Consider the following 15034-nt stretch of genomic DNA (forward strand, 5'->3'; position numbering starts at 1 on the left):
ACGTTCCTGGAGGGCGTTACTGCCCTCTCAACAATTGAGCGGCGCGAACGGCGAAATAGGTGAGGATGCCATCGGCGCCAGCGCGTTTGAAAGCGGTGAGCGATTCGAGGATCACCGCTTCGCTGAGCCAGCCATTCTGGATGGCCGCCATGTGCATGGCGTACTCGCCGCTGACCTGATAGGCAAAAGTCGGCACTTTGAATTCGGCTTTGACCCGGTGGACGATGTCCAGGTACGGCATGCCCGGCTTGACCATGACCATGTCGGCGCCTTCGGCGAGGTCGGTGGCCACTTCGTGCAGGGCCTCGTCGCTGTTGGCCGGGTCCATCTGGTAGGAGGCCTTGTTGGCCTTGCCCAAGTTCAGCGCCGAGCCGACCGCATCGCGGAACGGGCCATAATAGGCGCTGGCGTACTTGGCCGAGTAGGCCATGATGCGCACGTTGACGTGGCCAGCCACTTCCAGGGCTTCACGGATAGCCCCCAGGCGGCCGTCCATCATGTCCGACGGGGCAACCACTTGGGCGCCAGCTTCGGCATGCGACAAGGCCTGGCGTACCAGTGCGTCGACAGTGATGTCGTTCTGCACGTAGCCCTCTTCATCGAGGATACCGTCCTGGCCGTGGGTGGTGAACGGGTCGAGGGCGACGTCGGTGATCACCCCCAGTTCCGGGAACTGCGCACGCAGGGCGCGGGTAGCGCGCTGGGCAATGCCCTCCGGGTTCCAGGCTTCGGCGCCGTCGAGGGACTTTTTCTCGACCGGCGTCACCGGGAACAGTGCCAGTGCCGGAATCCCCAACTCTACCCAGCCTTGCGCGGCTTCCAGCAGCAGGTCGATGGACAGGCGCTCGACGCCTGGCATGGACGGCACTTGTTCACGGCGATTTTCCCCATCCAGCACAAACACCGGCAGGATCAGGTCATCGACGGTCAGGGTATTTTCGCGAACCAGGCGACGGGAAAAATCATCCCGGCGGTTGCGACGCAGACGGGTGGCAGGAAACATACGGTTGGCGGGGGTAAAGCTCACGGCAGACTCCTGAGCCCACGCAGGCGGGCAGCGCGACAGTTATAAGCGGCCATTATGACGCCTGTGTTACACCCAAGGGCAACCCTGCGACTTGTGGCCGCAGGCATTCTCCTCGTCGGAATTGTTCACGTCGAGACACATTTGGACACTTTCATGAATGCGCGCGAAGGGGTAGGCTGCGCGTTCATTTCGCCAGCACCCCAGAAAATGCTTCAACAATTCCTGCAGGATTTCGGCTACTTCGCCCTTTTTCTCGGCACATTTTTTGAAGGTGAGACCATCCTGGTGCTCGCGGGATTCCTTGCGTTCCGTGGATACATGGACATCAACCTGGTAGTGCTGGTGGCGTTCTGCGGCAGCTATGCCGGAGACCAGCTGTGGTACTTCATGGGCCGCCGCCATGGCCGCGCGATCCTGGCACGCAAGCCGCGCTGGCAAGCAATGGGCGACCGGGCGCTGGACCATATTCGCCGCCATCCGGATATCTGGGTGCTGAGCTTTCGTTTCGTCTACGGCCTGCGCACGGTGATGCCGGTGGCAATCGGCCTGTCGGGCTATCCGCCCAGGCGCTACCTGCTGCTCAACGGCATTGGCGCAGCGGTGTGGGCCTTGGCCCTGGGCGCGGCCGCCTACCACTTCGGCGCCATCCTCGAAGGCCTGTTGGGCAATGTGAAAAAGTACGAGCTATGGGTGCTCGGCGGCCTGCTGGTGCTGGGCCTGCTGCTCTGGCTGCGGCGGCGTTTCCGTACCCTGCGCGCGGAGCGCAAGGCGGCGGCAGCAGACCAGGCCGCCGAGGCTGAGCAGGCTGTAGCCCAGCAGCAAAAACCACGCGAGGGGCGTGACGGTCACTAAACCGAGTGCGCCGGCCAGGTACAGCACCGGCCCATTGGCAAGCAGCCGCGCCAGCTCCAGGCGCGCGCCCCACGGTCGATTCTCCAGGGCCACGCCCAGCACGAACAAACCGAACGCCATCACTGTCCAGCCCAGCGCCAGGGCGGTGCTGCTGACCTGCTCGGCAACCTCCATCAGGTAACTGCCTAACGCCACGTAGACCACGAACTGCGCGGCGACATACACCTGCTGCGCCTGGCCCAAGGGAATCTCGAATTTGCGAAAGCTGGCCAGGTCCTGCTTGGCCTGTGGATAAGCCTGCGCGACATCGGCCGGGCGCCAGCCGGTGGGCATGAACCAGATGCGCAGCTTGTCCCATACACTGCGCGTGCGCCGGGCATCGTTCCACAACTGGGCATAGAACTGCAGGTTGGCCCACAGTGGATTCCAACTGGCCAGCGGCGTGGTCACGCCAAAGATCACCGGCTCACGCGGGTCCTCTTCCTGGAAGGTGCCGAACAAGCGGTCCCAGAGAATGAACACGCCGCCGTAGTTACAATCCAAGTACTGTGGATTCTGCGCATGGTGAACGCGATGGTTGGACGGCGTGATCAACACCCATTCGAGCCAACCCAACTTGGGAATGTGCCGGGTGTGCACCCAGAACTGGTACAGCAGGTTCAGCGACGCCACGGTGATGAATACCAGCGGCGGTACGCCGAGCAACGCCAGGGGCAGGTAGAAGATCCACGAGAAGAGAAAGCCGCTGCTGGTCTGGCGCAGGGCGGTGGTCAGGTTGTACTCCTCGCTCTGGTGATGCACCGAGTGCGCAGCCCACAGCACATTGCGCTCGTGGCCCAGGCGGTGCAGCCAGTAGTAGCAGAAGTCGTACAGCACGAACGCCAGCAGCCAGACCCACCAGGCCTGCCCAGGCAAACGCAACAACGCCAAGTGCTCCCAGGCCAGTGCGTAAGTCACCAGCCCAACTCCCTTGGTCAACAATCCGGTGCTGGTCGACAGCACCCCGGTGCTGAGGCTGTTGATCGAGTCGGCCAGACGATAGTTGCGCTGACCGCGCACAGAGTCGGCGATCAGCTCCACCGCGATCAGCACGAAGAAAAACGGCACGGCCAGCAGAATCAGGTCCATGGGCAGCGATCTCAGGCGTTATCCAGACAGATTAGCCCCGCCCCACAGCAACCCCTATGGCCACATCTGCCAAACTAGAGGACATTTAGCGCCTCGACACTGGAGTAATGAGCATGACAAAAAAAGTTGCGGTGATTCTTTCCGGTTGCGGCGTCTATGACGGCGCTGAGATCCACGAAAGCGTGATCACCCTGCTGCGCCTCGACCAGCGCGGTGCCCAGGTACAGTGCTTTGCGCCGAACATCGCGCAGATGCACGTGATCGATCACCTGACCGGCGAACAGATGCCCGAGACACGCAACGTGTTGGTGGAGTCGGCGCGCATCGCCCGTGGTGAGGTCAAGGATATCCGCGAAGCCGATGTCAAAGACTTCGACGCGCTGATCGTGCCGGGTGGCTTTGGTGCCGCGAAGAACCTCTCCAACTTTGCCGTAGAAGGTGACAAGTGCACCGTGCAGCCAGATGTCCTGGCCCTGGCTGAAGCCTTTGCCGAGGCCGGCAAGCCGGTCGGGCTGATCTGCATCTCGCCTGCCTTGGCGGCGAAGATCTACGGGCCAGGCGTGGTCTGCACCATTGGTAACGATGCCGACACCAGCGCGGCGGTGGTGAAGATGGGCGGCACCCATGAAGAGTGCGACGTGCACGACATCGTCGAAGATACCCAGCGCAAGCTGGTGACTACGCCGGCCTATATGCTGGCCAAGTCGATCAGTGAAGCGGCGGGTGGCATCTACAAGCTGGTGGACCGGGTGCTGGAGCTGACTCACGAAGGTGACAATTAAGCAGCCGAATGCGCGTGGGGGCGAGGAGGCTATCGCGGGGCAAGCCCGCTCCCACGCAAGCCCGCATACACCGACATTGCCGCGCAACGCGCTGCATGATGCTGTTGACTAGGCTTTGGACAAACGGGTCAGGATGCGGTCGAGGGAATTGGCGAATTCCTGCTTCTCGCGCTCGCCATACGGCGCCTGGCCACCGCTGACCTGGCCCTGCTCGCGCAGCTCGGTAAACAGGTTGCGCACAGCCAACCGGTCGCCCATGTTGCGCTCATCGAACTCGCGGCCACGCGGGTCGAGCGCGGCCACGCCTTTCTTGATCAGGCGGTCGGCCAGGGGAATATCACTGCAAATCACCAACTCGCCCGGCACGGCGTTTTCGACCAGGTAATCGTCGGCTGCATCCGGCCCGCTGGGGACCACGATCAACCGGACACAGGCGAACGCCGGCTTGATCTGCGCCTGGCCGGCGACCATCACCACCTCCAGCTTACGCTTGAGGGCGAATTTGACGATCAGGTCTTTGGCCTGCTTGGGGCAGGCGTCGGCATCGATCCATATACGCATTGCGGGTGTTCCATTGCTTCAGACAAGGCATTCATAGTGCCAGATCCGCGGGACCAGCGCGCTCCTACAGGCCCAGTGAGCCCCCTGTAGGAGCGGGCTTGCCCGCGATGAGGCCGGCGCAGACTCAGCAGCCCTCAGCTGGCTGCAGCACGGCGCTTTTCCGTTAGACGCGAGCGCCCATACAGAATCACGATCGCCGTCAACGCCACCACCTGCGCCGCCAGCGAATACGCATCGGCATGAATCCCCAGCCAATCGAACTCGAAGAACGCTACCGGCCGCGTGCCCAGCACCCCAGCCTCTTGCAGCGCCTTGACGCCATGCCCGGCAAACACCACCGACAGCGCACACAGCAGCGCCGCATTGATGCTGAAGAACAGCGCCAGCGGCAGCTTGGCCGACCCACGCAGGATCACCCAGGCCAATCCCACCAGCAGCACCAGCGCCGTGGCGCCACCAGCCAACACCGCGTTATGCCCAGCGGGCCCCGACTGCAGCCACAGGGTTTCGTAGAACAAGATCACTTCGAACAGCTCGCGGTACACCGAGAAGAACGCCAGCATGGCAAAGCCAAAGCGCCCGCCACCGCTGAGCAGGCTGCTCTTGATGTAGTCCTGCCAGGCCGCGGCGTGGCGACGGTCGTGCATCCACACGCCCAGCCACAACACCATGACGCTGGCGAACAGCGCTGTGCAGCCTTCGAGCAGCTCGCGCTGGGCACCACCGACATCGATCACATAAGCCGCCAAGGCCCAGGTGGCAAAGCCTGCGACCAGCGCCAGACCCCAGCCGACGTTGACGCTGCGCACTGCCGATTGCTGGCCGGTATTGCGCAAGAAGGCCAGGATCGCCGCCAGTACCAGAATCGCCTCGAGGCCTTCACGCAGCAGGATCAGCAGACCGGAGATATAGCTCAGCGACCAGCTCAGGCCATCGCCGCCAAGCAGCTTGGCGGCCTCGTCCAACTGGGTTTTGGCCTCGGCCAAGCGTTGCTGGGCTTGCTCGACGGGCAAGCCATCCTGCAGCGACTGCCGATAGGCCATCAGGGCCTTTTCGGTGTCCTTGCGTACTTGGGTATCGATGTTGTCCAGGGAGCTTTCGACCAGCTCGAAACCTTCCAGGTAAGCGGCCACCGACAGGTCGTAGGCCTGGTCGTGATCGCCTTCGCGGTAGGCCGCCAGGCTCTTGTCCAACGTGCTGGCGGTGTACTCGAGCAATTGCGCCGGGCCGCGTTTGACCTGCGGCGGCTGGGCGCGCTGGGCGCGAAACGCCGGCAGTGCTGCAGCGCCTTCACTGGCGGCGACCTCGGCGGGGGTCTGGCGCGCAAGGTCGGCGAGGTTCCAGGTCTGGTCGCCCTTGGCCGCCTGCGGCTCGGCGGTGAAGCTGGCGACATAGGCAGCCACATCCCAACGCTGGCGCTCATCGAGCTGATCGGCAAACGACGGCATCTCGGTGCCTTCGATGCCAAGGCCCAGGGTGTTGTAGAGATCGAACAAGCTCAGCTGATCCAAGCGCTCGGCACTGCGCAGGTTGGCCGGCGGCGGCTCCAGGCCCACGCCGGCCGGGCCATCGCCCGCTCCGCTGTCGCCATGGCAGATCGAGCAGTTCTGCGCATACAGCGCAGCACCACGAGTAGGGTCTGGGGTGATGACCGGGGCCTGGCTGACCTCATAGGCCACTGCCAGGCGAGCACCTAGCTGACGCGCCTGGCGAGCCACGCTGGCACCGTCCTGGCGCTGGTCGATGGCCTGGCGCAGCGTCTGCACGCCTTGCTCCAGCGCATCGCGCTCGGCATGCGCGGGCAGGCCTATGACCAGGTCCGCCAGCAGTGTGCTGAACTCCTGTTGCTCGCGGTATTCACCGTCGTCCAGCACCTTGCCGTCATGCACGGTCGGTGGGTAGTCGGCGCCGATGTAGTCGAGCAGGTGCAAGGCCTTGGTTGCCTCGGCGGGCGATTCGGCCAACGCCAGGGTGCTGCACAGCGCCAGCACCGGCCACAGCAGCCAGGCAAACAAACGGGGGCGGAAAGTCATGACCAGTCTCGTTAATACGAAAGAGAACATTGTTCACTTCCAATTGCCACTGCTCAAGGTTTGCTGGCGGATTTCATGAAAAATCTTGTAACAGTTGCGGCGACGTTGCGGCCTCGAAGGCCTATAAAAAATTGAGAATCATTTAGCCACTGTATCGCCACCCTGCACGTATAATGCCGCGCCGCCACTAGTAGCCATTAACAATCATTCGGCCACTAGTGTCCGTCGCCGTCCATCTACTCAGGGAATCAGAACACCGATGGTCACCCGCGCCCTAACCGTTGTGGTAATTCTTGCCGCCTTGCAATTGACCGGCTGCGCCGTGTTTCGCAGCTACGACAGCGAGCTTCAGGAAACCAACCAGCAATTGACTGCTGGCAACGTCGACGCCGCCTTGGAGCTGCTGGAAAGCAACAACAAAGGCGAAAGCAAAGACCTGCTCTACTACTTCGAAAAAGGTGAGCTGCTGCGCTCCAAGGGCGACCTGCAAGGTAGCCAACAAGCCTGGCGCGCCGCCGATGGCGTGGTGCTGGGCTGGGAGGAGTCGGTCAAGCTCGACACCGAGAAGTACCTGAGCCAATTCGGCAGCTTCCTGGTCAACGACAAGGTTCGCCGCTACGAAGGCTATGACTACGAGAAGGTCATGCTGACCACGCAAATGGCCCTCAACCTGCTGGCCATGAACGATTTCGATGGCGCCCGCACCGAGATCAAGAAGACCCACGAACGCGAAGCGGTGATCGCTGAGCTACGTGACCGGCAATACCTCAAGCGCGAGGAGCAGGCCGAACAACAAGGGGTGAAGACCGAGCTCAAGGACCTGCACGGCTACCCGGTGGCCAGCCTCGACGCGCCCGAAGTGGTCAGTCTGAAAAACAGCTACCAGAGCGCCTTCAGCCACTATCTGGCCGGATTCGTCTACGAAGCCCTCGGCGAGAAAGGCCTGGCAGCACCGGGTTACCGCAAGGCTGCCGAGCTGCGGCCGAACACGCCCTTGCTGGAGCAAGCCCTGCTCGACCTGGACAAGAACGGCGCCAGCAGCGCTGAAAGCGATGTGCTGATCGTGGTGCAAAGCGGTCTGGCTCCCGCGCGTGGCTCGATCAACATCCCGCTGCCGCTGGTGATCAAGGACAACCTGGTGATCACTCCGCTGTCGTTCCCAGTGGTCAAGGAGGACACCTCTACCACCTACTTCAGCCAAATCACCCTCAACGACCAGGCCGTGCCACTGACCGCCCTCAACAGCACCAGCGCGATGTCGCGCCGGGCCTTGCGCGACGACATGCCGGGGATCATCCTGCGCACCAGCGTGCGCGCCGCCAGCCGGGTGGTCGCGCAAAAGGAATTGAACGAAACCAACCCCCTGGCCGGCCTGATCGTGGGCATCCTCTCGGCGGTGACCGAGAGCGCCGACACTCGCACCTGGCGCACCCTGCCCAATGAAACCCAAGTGGCGCGGGTTCGCCTGGCGCCGGGCGAGCATCGCTTGAACCTGCCAGCGGGCCTCGGCGCCAGCCAGGTCATGGTCAAGATCGACCGCCCCTACCAGGTGGTCAGCCTGCGCGTGCTTGGCCGCCAGGTGTTTGCCAGCGGCCCCGCCGCACACGTTGTCCCCCTGGCCCAGCCGCAGGCGCTCGCCAGCCTCAAGTAACCTCAAGGATCGAACATGCGCTTTACCTGTATCGCCCTGCTCGCCGCCGCGCTGCTCGCCGGCTGCACATCGACTCCCGACCCCGACAGCGCCGCCAGCAAGGTGGTGACCATGGGCCAGCTCGATGATTTCGACCTCGGCCCGATGCGCGTCGCCCGCGAAAACGGCTTCCTCACCGTCAAGGTCGGCGTCAGCAACACCAGCCGCAGCAACCAGACCCTGTACTACCGCTTCGCCTGGCTGGGCGACGACGGCTTCCCGGTGGCCGACGCGGAAAGTTGGAAGACCCTCACCCTGTATGGCAAGCAGGCCAGCGTACTGCCAGCCATCGCCCCGCTTCCCCAGGCGACGGACTTTCGCCTCGAAGTCCACACCCGGTAATTTTTCCCAGGAGCAATTTTGATGTTTGCACGTATTACCTTCGCCGCCCTCGCCATCGCCCTGGTCAGCGGCTGCAGTACCCCATCGCCCGTCCTCGGTGGCAAGAACATCAGCTACGGCGACAGCAAGGCCGTGGAACTGATCACCAATGAATTCGGCTCCACCGACTTGCAGATGATCGCCGAGAGCATGACCCGTTCGCTGGCCCAGTCCGGTGTGCTGCATGGCCGCCCGGTGGTGCAGGTATATGACGTGAAGAATAAGACCAGCGAGTACATCGATACCCGCGAGATCACCACCACGATCAAGACCCAGCTGCTGAAAACCGGCGTGGCGCGCTTCGCCAGCGACAACACCGACATGCAAAGCCAGGTCGATCAGCTCAAGCTGCAAAACCAGAGCGGCCTGTACAAGAAAAACACCGTGGCCAAGACCGGCAACATGATCGCCGCCAAGTACCGCCTGGAAGGCTCGATCAGCTCGATCGTCAAGCGCAGCAGCGACTACAAGGACGTGTTCTACAAGTTCAGCCTGCAACTGGTCGACGTCGAAAGCGGCCTGGCTGAATGGATGGACGAAAAAGAAATCCGCAAGACCACGGAGCGCTAAGCGATGCGTACATGGATGGCAGTCATCGGCCTGGCTTGCGCGTTTTGCGCGCAAGCGGCCCCCAAGGTCGCGGTCACCGACCTCGCCTACCAGGCGCAGGTGGAGGAGTACACCCACAGCGTCAACGCCCACAGCAGCGGCCAGTCGAGCCCGTATAACGCCAGTCACTCGTCGAGCTACAGCGAGTACCAAAGCAACAAGAGCTACATCGAGCAGAGCGAGCTGCGTAGCTTTGGTGGCGACATCAAGGGCGAGATTCTCAAGGGCGGGATGCTCCAGCTGGTCCAGGGCAAGCCCTACACGGCCTCGTCCAGCGAAGACGTGTACGACGTGATCGAGCGCATCAAGAACGGCGCGTTTCCCGGCGCCGACTATGTGCTGTTCGGCACCTTGTCGGATATCGACTTCCAGCGTGACGTCAATTCGCTGGACCATACCGACAGCTACTCGGCGGTGCTTGGTTTGAGCGTGGTGGCTGATTTCAGCCTGATCAACACCAGCACCTATGAGATCACGTCGGCGTTCACCGCCATGGGTGAGGGGCAGGACACCAAGCTGGTGAAAAGCCAGGATGCGCGCGTGACCCTCAACCGCCCACGGGTGGTGCGTGAGGTGTCCAAGGCGCTGGGGATGGACGTGGCGCAACAGCTGGCTGAGCAGCTAGGGAGTGAAGTACCTGGGCAGCCGGAGCGGCCGGTGGGTCAAAGCCATTTGCCGGCGGATGAGCCGGCGCGGATTTTGCGCTGACTTGAGATTGCCGGGGCCGCTGTGCGGCCCTTCGCAGCGATTCGGCGCCCCGCCCCCCCAGGTACCGCATGTCCCTGTAGGAGCGGGCTTGCCCGCGAAGGGCCGCAACGCGGCCCCAGTATCTCACTGTTTGGTCGCAGTATCCTTCCAACCACCACCCAAGGCCAGGAACACACCAATCTGCCCCATCGCCACCCGGCTATTGGCCGCCGCCAACTGCGCGCGCATGTCGGTATAGGTGCGGGTCGCCTGCAAGTCCGCCAGGAACGACTCTCGCCCTGCCTGGAAATACCGGTGGGTCTGGTCCGCAGCTTCTTTCGCCGAACGCTCAGCCTCTTGCAAGGCGTCGCGCCGATCAAGCAAAGCGCTGTACTGGGCCAGGCGAGTCTGGGTCTCGCGAATAGCATTTAGCACCACGCCATCGAAATGCGCCAAGGCCGCCTGGGTCGACGCCTCGGTCTCGCGGATCCGTGCCCGGGTGCCGTTGGTGGGAATGGTCCAGCTGACCAATGGGCCGAAGCCCCAGCGGTTGGTCGATGGTTCGCCGAGGTTTTCCAGGATGCCGATGGTGCCCACTTGGGCGCCAATGCTGATATTCGGGTACAGCGCGCCGGTGGCCACGCCAATCGACGCGGTGGCGGCCGCCAGCTGACGCTCGGCCTGGCGCACATCCGGCCGGCGCTTGAGCAGCGCGGCGCCATCGCCAACCGGAATCAGCTGCGCCAGGTGCGGCAGCTCGGCGCAATCGGCAGTGCCAGCGGGCAACTGCTCGACTGGCTTGGCGAGCAACGCCGCGAGCGTATACAGGCCGGCCTCGCGCTCTGCCTTGAAGCGTGGCAGCTCAGCTCGCAGCGACTTGAACTGGGTCTGCGACCGAGTGACCTGGGTCTCATCGCCGCGCCCCGCATCACGCAGGCGTTGGTTGAGCTGTACGCTCTGCTCCTGCAAATCCAGCGACTCACGGGCAATGTGGTATTCCTCGTTGGCCGAGCACACCTGGGTGTAGGCCTTGACCACATCGGCCACTAGGGTGATGCGGGCGGTATCGGCAGCAGCCTGTACGGCATCGGCGTTGGCCTGGGCCGCCTCGGTGCCGCGCTTGAAGGTGCCCCACAGGTCGAACTGATAGGAGGCGCTGAGGATCGCCTCGCCGATGTTGGCCACCGGCACTTTCTCCGGCAACAAGAACGCCTCCCCCGACTCTTGCAGACGCTGGGCAGCCACCTTGGCGCCGCCACTGAAGCCGCCTTGCGCCTCGGCCACCTCGAGCTGGGCGCGGGCCTTGGCGATGTTGGCGGCCGCCACGCGCAGCTCGGTGTTGGCGCCCAGGGCCTGACGCACCAGTTGATTGAGGCGCTGATCCTGGTACAGCTGCCACCAGTCCTCAGGGACCGGCGCCGACACCACGCTATCGGCATCCTGACGCAGCGGGCCGTTCAGATCGCTGCGCTGCACGGCGGCGTCCTTGGGCACCTCGTAGTTCGGGCCGACCATCATGCAGGCACTGAGGGACAGGCTCAGGCCCGCCAGGATCAGGTGTTTCATGGCCGCTGGCCCTCGATGATCGATACCGTGGCGGTCCGCCCGGCGATCATGCGGAAGTCTTGCGGCACTTCGTCGAAGGCGATCCGCACCGGAATCCGCTGAGCCAGGCGCACCCAGCTGAACGCCGGGTTGACGTTGGGCAGCAGGTTGGCGCCGCTGCTGCGGTCGCGGTCTTCGATGCCGGCAGCGAGGCTCTGCACGTGGCCGCGCAGGCGGGTGTCGTCGCCCATCACGCGGATGTCCACCGCATCGCCAATGTGGATGCCGCCCAGCTTGGTTTCCTCGAAATAGCCATCGACGTGGTACGAGGCGCTGTCGACCACCGACAGCACCGGCCGGCCGGCCGTGACGAACTCATGCGCACGCGGCGCGCGGTCGTTGAGGTAGCCGTCGACCGGGCTGCGTACCACCGAGCGGTCGAGATTGAGCTGGGCACTGTCGACTGCGACCTGGGCTTCGTTGACCGCCGAGCGCGCGCGGGCCTCGCGGGACTGGCTCTCTTCCAGCTGCTCGGCCGCCACCAGGTTACCCAGCTGCTTGTTACGCCGGGCCTCACGGGCGGCCTGGGCGAGGGTTTCCTGACGTTCGCTCAAGGTCGCCTGGGCATGGCGCAGGGCCAGGGTGAAGCGGTCCTGGTCGATGGTGAACAGCACATCGCCACGCTTGATCACCTGGTTGTCGCGCACCTCGACCTGCTGGATCAGCCCGGACACGTCCGGAGCGATCTGGATCACGTCGGCGCGGATATGGCCGTCGCGGGTCCAGGGGGCAAACATGTAGTACACGACCATCTGCCAGACCAATACGGCCGCGAAGGTCACCACCAACAGGGTCAGGACCACACGGCCCAAGGTCAACAAAGGTTTTTTCATGGCAGCATCAGGCTTCGGCAAAAGTGATCCACCGCACCAAGCAGCACGGCATACAGGGCAACGTTGAACAATGCCCGGTGCCAGACCAGGCGGTAGAAATGCAGGCGCACCAATACGGCGTGCACGCCCAGAAACAGCAGGTAGGTGCAGAACATCATCACCAGTAGCGTGGGCAGGAACACCCCGCTGATATCCAGTTCACCGATCACAGCGGGGCTCCGTCGATCCCTTGGGGCAGTTGCGGTTGTTCGCTCGGTTCAAGCATCACCTCGACCCCCGGCAGCAGCGCCAGGCGCAGGCCGCTCAAGGCGTGCAGCAAGTGCACGCGGGCGTCGCCCCGGTCGTGCAGCTCGTCCAGGGCCAGGCTCTGGCGGGCCCGCTCCATGTTGCGCAGCAGCGCAGCCGGGGCGTGCAAGCGCTCACCGGCGCGCAGGCATTGGCCGTAGTGGGCGCCCACTTCCTCGATCACCGTTTGCAGGCGCTCACGGGCTTGCTGGCCAACGCGCGGCATGTAGGCGAGCAGGTCGAGCAGGTTCAGCCCCACGCGCAGATCGCGCAGGGCCACGCCGCTGTCCTGGCCGGTTTGCGACAGGCGCGGCAGGTGTTGCATCAGGCGGTCGAGCATCTGCACGCCGACCTGACGCTGCTCGGCCAAGGTCGCCGGCTGAGTCATTTCGACGATGTCGCGCCAGGCAAAGCGGGTCATGCGCTTGGCCGCCAGTTCCACGCCAAACGGGCGCAGCAGCAAGGTCCAGATGAAAGCAAACAATAGCCCCACCGGGCCTGCCAGGTTGGCGTTGAGGAAGGTGAAGAAGTCCGCGTCGTAGGCACCTTGGATGCTGATGAACGTCGCCGTGTTGACGATGGTCAGCAAGGTGCCGAGGTAGAAACGTGGCTGCACGGTAAGGGTGCCGACGCAAATGAACGGTATTGCGAACGCCAGCACCAGCATGGGGAAGTCGTGCAGATTGGGCAGGACCAGGAACAGATAGACGCTGGAGAAAATCACCGACATCAGTGTCCAGAAGAAGAACCGGTAGATCTGCGGCGCAGGGTCGTCCATTGCGGCGAAGAAGCTGCACGCCACGGCAGCGAGGATCACCGCACTGGCGCCGTCGTTCCAGCCCAGGCCGATCCACAGGCCGCAGGCGACGATGATCGCGGTGACCGTAGAGAACACCGAGTAGAGCATCAGGCCACGGTCGAAGAACGGCGTCAGGCGCCCCAGGCGCCAATGCCGGTAGGCGGCGCGCCAAGGCGTGGCGTCGTCGTTGCGCAGGGCGTGCTGCAGGGTGCAGCAGTCTTGCCAGAGGTCGACCCATTCGGTGAGGCGATACAAGGCGTTGGACAGCAGCAGTTCCGGGCGCTGATCGAGCGCGGCGGCGCTGGGCTGGAGGCGCTCGAGTTGGTCGCGCAGTGCGCTCCAGCGGCTGGCCGAGGCGTCTTCGGCGCTGGCTTGCAGCCATTGCCGCGCCTGGGCGAGCAGCGGCTGGATCTGGGCGAACTGGGCGGGTGCGCGGCCTTCGAGCGCTACCAGGGCGTCGTCCAGGGCATCGATCACTGGCAGCAGGTGAATCATCCGTCCACGCAGTTCGCGGGCGTTCTTCAAGGTATGCGGCCCGGCGCCTTCGTGGCCGAGCTGGCCGATCATCAACTCCAGGCTGTTGAAGGTGGCGACCATCGAGGCGCGCATGCCGCCGATCTTGTCAGCAGCCACTTCGCGGGCGAGGTAGGTATCGCTGTAGCGCATCGCTTCGTTGAACCAGCTGCCCATCGAGCCGACCACCACTGGCGCCAGCCGGCGCGGCCAGAAGATCGCCCCGACCACTGCCGCGCAGACGATCCCCAGGCAGATCTCCTGGGCCCGCGACGATGCCACGTCGAACACCGCCAGCGGGTTATCAACCACCGCCAGGGCGATCATCGGCAGGGTGTAGCCGGCGAGCATCAGCACGTAGTTGTTGGCTGTGCGCAGGTTCAGCGAGAGGAATAGCAAGGTGCCGGTCCACAGGGCGATGGCAATCGACAGCAATAGCGGCGATTGCACCAGCGGCGGCACCAGCAAGATCGCACCACCGGCGCCAAGCAAGGTGCCCAGGGCACGGTACAGCGCCTTGGAACTGGTCGGGCCAACGAACGGGCTGGAGACGATGTACACCGTGGCCATCGCCCAGTACGGGCGCGGCAGCTGCATGAGCAGGGCGATGTACAGGGCGATCATCGAGGCGGCGAAGGTCCGTACGCCATAGAACCAGTCGCGCGCTGGCGGCATCGAGCTGAAAAAGCCGTTCATGCAAAGCCGCCTGGGGTGACCTGGCCGGCTGCTTCGAAAGCCTGGATAACGCGCAAGGTGGCTTCCAGATCGGCCTGGCTGATGCCGTGCAAGACCTCACGGCGCAGGCGCACCAGCTCAGCCTCGATGGATTCGGCAAGGAGGCGGCCATCAGCGGTCAGGCTCAAGGCCTTGGCGCGGCGGTCGAGTGGGTCTTCACTGCGGCAGACCAGGCCAGCCTTGCACAGCTGGTCGAGCAGGCGTACCAGCGAAGGGCTTTCCAGACCGGCAGCATTGGCCACCGCCACCTGATGCACGCCATCACCCAGGCGCACGATCATCAGAAGGGGCACCGCGCAGGCTTCGGAGATGCCGTAGCCGGTCAAGGCCGCATGGCAGATGCGCCGCCAATGGCGCGCAGCCACGACCATGCCGCTGCTGACTTTCAGGTGCAGTGCATCAAGCGTCATGTAAGGAACCGAGGATATTCATAGTTTGCTAACTATCAATATACGCCCTGCCCTCCCCCTGTCGTCAACCGCGGGCGATGAAGTACCGGGATGAAATGTTGTTC

General features: G+C 63.8%; 14 protein-coding genes and 1 pseudogene. 6 read left to right on the forward strand and 9 right to left on the reverse strand.

Annotated features, from left to right (window positions below; genetic code table 11):
• Positions 1–16 precede the first annotated feature (16 nt).
• Entirely contained in the window at positions 17–1027 is a 1011-nt protein-coding gene (gene hemB / locus OIU19_RS22385) for a porphobilinogen synthase (RefSeq protein ID WP_186555826.1), read from the reverse strand.
• A 207-nt stretch (positions 1028–1234) separates the two neighbouring features.
• On the opposite strand from hemB, the gene OIU19_RS22390 reads away from it, so the two are divergent.
• The gene (locus OIU19_RS22390; RefSeq protein ID WP_186555825.1) at positions 1235–1879 is read left to right on the forward strand and encodes a DedA family protein; all 645 of its coding nucleotides are present in this window, start codon (positions 1235–1237) and stop codon (positions 1877–1879) included.
• A 501-nt stretch (positions 1880–2380) separates the two neighbouring features.
• Here the strand turns inward: OIU19_RS22390 and OIU19_RS22395 are convergent.
• A pseudogene (locus OIU19_RS22395) lies at positions 2381–3007 on the reverse strand (sterol desaturase family protein); the annotation flags it as partial.
• 113 nt (positions 3008–3120) lie between these two features.
• On the opposite strand from OIU19_RS22395, the gene elbB reads away from it, so the two are divergent.
• Entirely contained in the window at positions 3121–3789 is a 669-nt protein-coding gene (gene elbB, locus OIU19_RS22400) for an isoprenoid biosynthesis glyoxalase ElbB (RefSeq protein ID WP_264236838.1), read from the forward strand.
• A gap of 108 nt (positions 3790–3897) precedes the next feature.
• On the opposite strand, the gene OIU19_RS22405 is transcribed toward elbB, so the two are convergent.
• Positions 3898–4350 carry a YaiI/YqxD family protein gene (locus OIU19_RS22405; protein ID WP_264236839.1) on the reverse strand — a complete coding sequence of 151 codons (453 nt, stop codon included), beginning with the start codon at positions 4348–4350 and terminating at the stop codon, positions 3898–3900.
• A gap of 134 nt (positions 4351–4484) precedes the next feature.
• Complete coding sequence (locus OIU19_RS22410) at positions 4485–6413, reverse strand: cytochrome c/FTR1 family iron permease (protein WP_264236841.1); 1929 nt, start codon at positions 6411–6413, stop codon at positions 4485–4487.
• Between the two features lie 229 nt (positions 6414–6642).
• On the opposite strand from OIU19_RS22410, the gene OIU19_RS22415 reads away from it, so the two are divergent.
• From OIU19_RS22415 to OIU19_RS22430, 4 genes are read left to right on the forward strand one after another with little or no spacing between them, the layout of a single operon-like run.
• Positions 6643–8034 carry a COG3014 family protein gene (locus OIU19_RS22415; protein WP_264236842.1) on the forward strand — a complete coding sequence of 464 codons (1392 nt, stop codon included), beginning with the start codon at positions 6643–6645 and terminating at the stop codon, positions 8032–8034.
• A 15-nt stretch (positions 8035–8049) separates the two neighbouring features.
• Positions 8050–8415, forward strand: coding sequence for a YcfL family protein (locus OIU19_RS22420; protein ID WP_264236843.1), 366 nt, complete (start codon positions 8050–8052; stop codon positions 8413–8415).
• Between the two features lie 21 nt (positions 8416–8436).
• On the forward strand, positions 8437–9024 hold the full coding sequence (lpoB, locus tag OIU19_RS22425; RefSeq protein WP_186555819.1) for a penicillin-binding protein activator LpoB: 588 nt from the start codon (positions 8437–8439) through the stop codon (positions 9022–9024).
• 3 nt (positions 9025–9027) lie between these two features.
• Positions 9028–9771 (forward strand): penicillin-binding protein activator LpoB, encoded by a 744-nt coding sequence (locus OIU19_RS22430; protein WP_264236845.1) that lies wholly within the window; start codon positions 9028–9030, stop codon positions 9769–9771.
• A gap of 123 nt (positions 9772–9894) precedes the next feature.
• Here OIU19_RS22430 and OIU19_RS22435 read toward each other — a convergent pair whose 3' ends face one another.
• From OIU19_RS22435 to OIU19_RS22455, 5 genes are read right to left on the reverse strand one after another with little or no spacing between them, the layout of a single operon-like run.
• Positions 9895–11316 (reverse strand): efflux transporter outer membrane subunit, encoded by a 1422-nt coding sequence (locus OIU19_RS22435; RefSeq protein ID WP_264236846.1) that lies wholly within the window; start codon positions 11314–11316, stop codon positions 9895–9897.
• The gene (locus OIU19_RS22440; protein ID WP_186555816.1) at positions 11313–12188 is read right to left on the reverse strand and encodes an HlyD family secretion protein; all 876 of its coding nucleotides are present in this window, start codon (positions 12186–12188) and stop codon (positions 11313–11315) included. The genes OIU19_RS22435 and OIU19_RS22440 overlap by 4 nt, the downstream gene beginning before the upstream one ends.
• On the reverse strand, positions 12185–12397 hold the full coding sequence (locus OIU19_RS22445) for a DUF1656 domain-containing protein (RefSeq protein WP_054902446.1): 213 nt from the start codon (positions 12395–12397) through the stop codon (positions 12185–12187). The genes OIU19_RS22440 and OIU19_RS22445 overlap by 4 nt, the downstream gene beginning before the upstream one ends.
• The gene (locus OIU19_RS22450) at positions 12394–14481 is read right to left on the reverse strand and encodes an FUSC family protein (RefSeq protein ID WP_264236847.1); all 2088 of its coding nucleotides are present in this window, start codon (positions 14479–14481) and stop codon (positions 12394–12396) included. The genes OIU19_RS22445 and OIU19_RS22450 overlap by 4 nt, the downstream gene beginning before the upstream one ends.
• Complete coding sequence (locus OIU19_RS22455; protein WP_264236848.1) at positions 14478–14930, reverse strand: MarR family winged helix-turn-helix transcriptional regulator; 453 nt, start codon at positions 14928–14930, stop codon at positions 14478–14480. Before OIU19_RS22455 ends, OIU19_RS22450 begins: the two co-directional genes overlap by 4 nt.
• Positions 14931–15034 lie beyond the last annotated feature (104 nt).

It is taken from the genome of Pseudomonas sp. BT-42-2, from assembly GCF_025847435.2.
Classification (GTDB): domain Bacteria; phylum Pseudomonadota; class Gammaproteobacteria; order Pseudomonadales; family Pseudomonadaceae; genus Aquipseudomonas; species Aquipseudomonas urmiensis.

Bases quoted from the DNA above. Each gene is read 5' to 3' on its own strand.
- OIU19_RS22410 (WP_264236841.1), bottom strand. From the start codon at position 6,413: ATGTTCTCTTTCGTATTAACGAGACTGGTCATGACTTTCCGCCCCCGT.
- OIU19_RS22390 (WP_186555825.1), top strand. From the start codon at position 1,235: ATGCTTCAACAATTCCTGCAGGATTTCGGCTACTTCGCCCTTTTTCTC.
- lpoB (WP_186555819.1), top strand. From the start codon at position 8,437: ATGTTTGCACGTATTACCTTCGCCGCCCTCGCCATCGCCCTGGTCAGC.
- OIU19_RS22440 (WP_186555816.1), bottom strand. From the start codon at position 12,188: ATGAAAAAACCTTTGTTGACCTTGGGCCGTGTGGTCCTGACCCTGTTG.
- OIU19_RS22405 (WP_264236839.1), bottom strand. From the start codon at position 4,350: ATGCGTATATGGATCGATGCCGACGCCTGCCCCAAGCAGGCCAAAGAC.
- OIU19_RS22415 (WP_264236842.1), top strand. From the start codon at position 6,643: ATGGTCACCCGCGCCCTAACCGTTGTGGTAATTCTTGCCGCCTTGCAA.
- elbB (WP_264236838.1), top strand. From the start codon at position 3,121: ATGACAAAAAAAGTTGCGGTGATTCTTTCCGGTTGCGGCGTCTATGAC.
- OIU19_RS22450 (WP_264236847.1), bottom strand. From the start codon at position 14,481: ATGAACGGCTTTTTCAGCTCGATGCCGCCAGCGCGCGACTGGTTCTAT.
- OIU19_RS22455 (WP_264236848.1), bottom strand. From the start codon at position 14,930: ATGACGCTTGATGCACTGCACCTGAAAGTCAGCAGCGGCATGGTCGTG.
- OIU19_RS22430 (WP_264236845.1), top strand. From the start codon at position 9,028: ATGCGTACATGGATGGCAGTCATCGGCCTGGCTTGCGCGTTTTGCGCG.
- OIU19_RS22435 (WP_264236846.1), bottom strand. From the start codon at position 11,316: ATGAAACACCTGATCCTGGCGGGCCTGAGCCTGTCCCTCAGTGCCTGC.
- OIU19_RS22420 (WP_264236843.1), top strand. From the start codon at position 8,050: ATGCGCTTTACCTGTATCGCCCTGCTCGCCGCCGCGCTGCTCGCCGGC.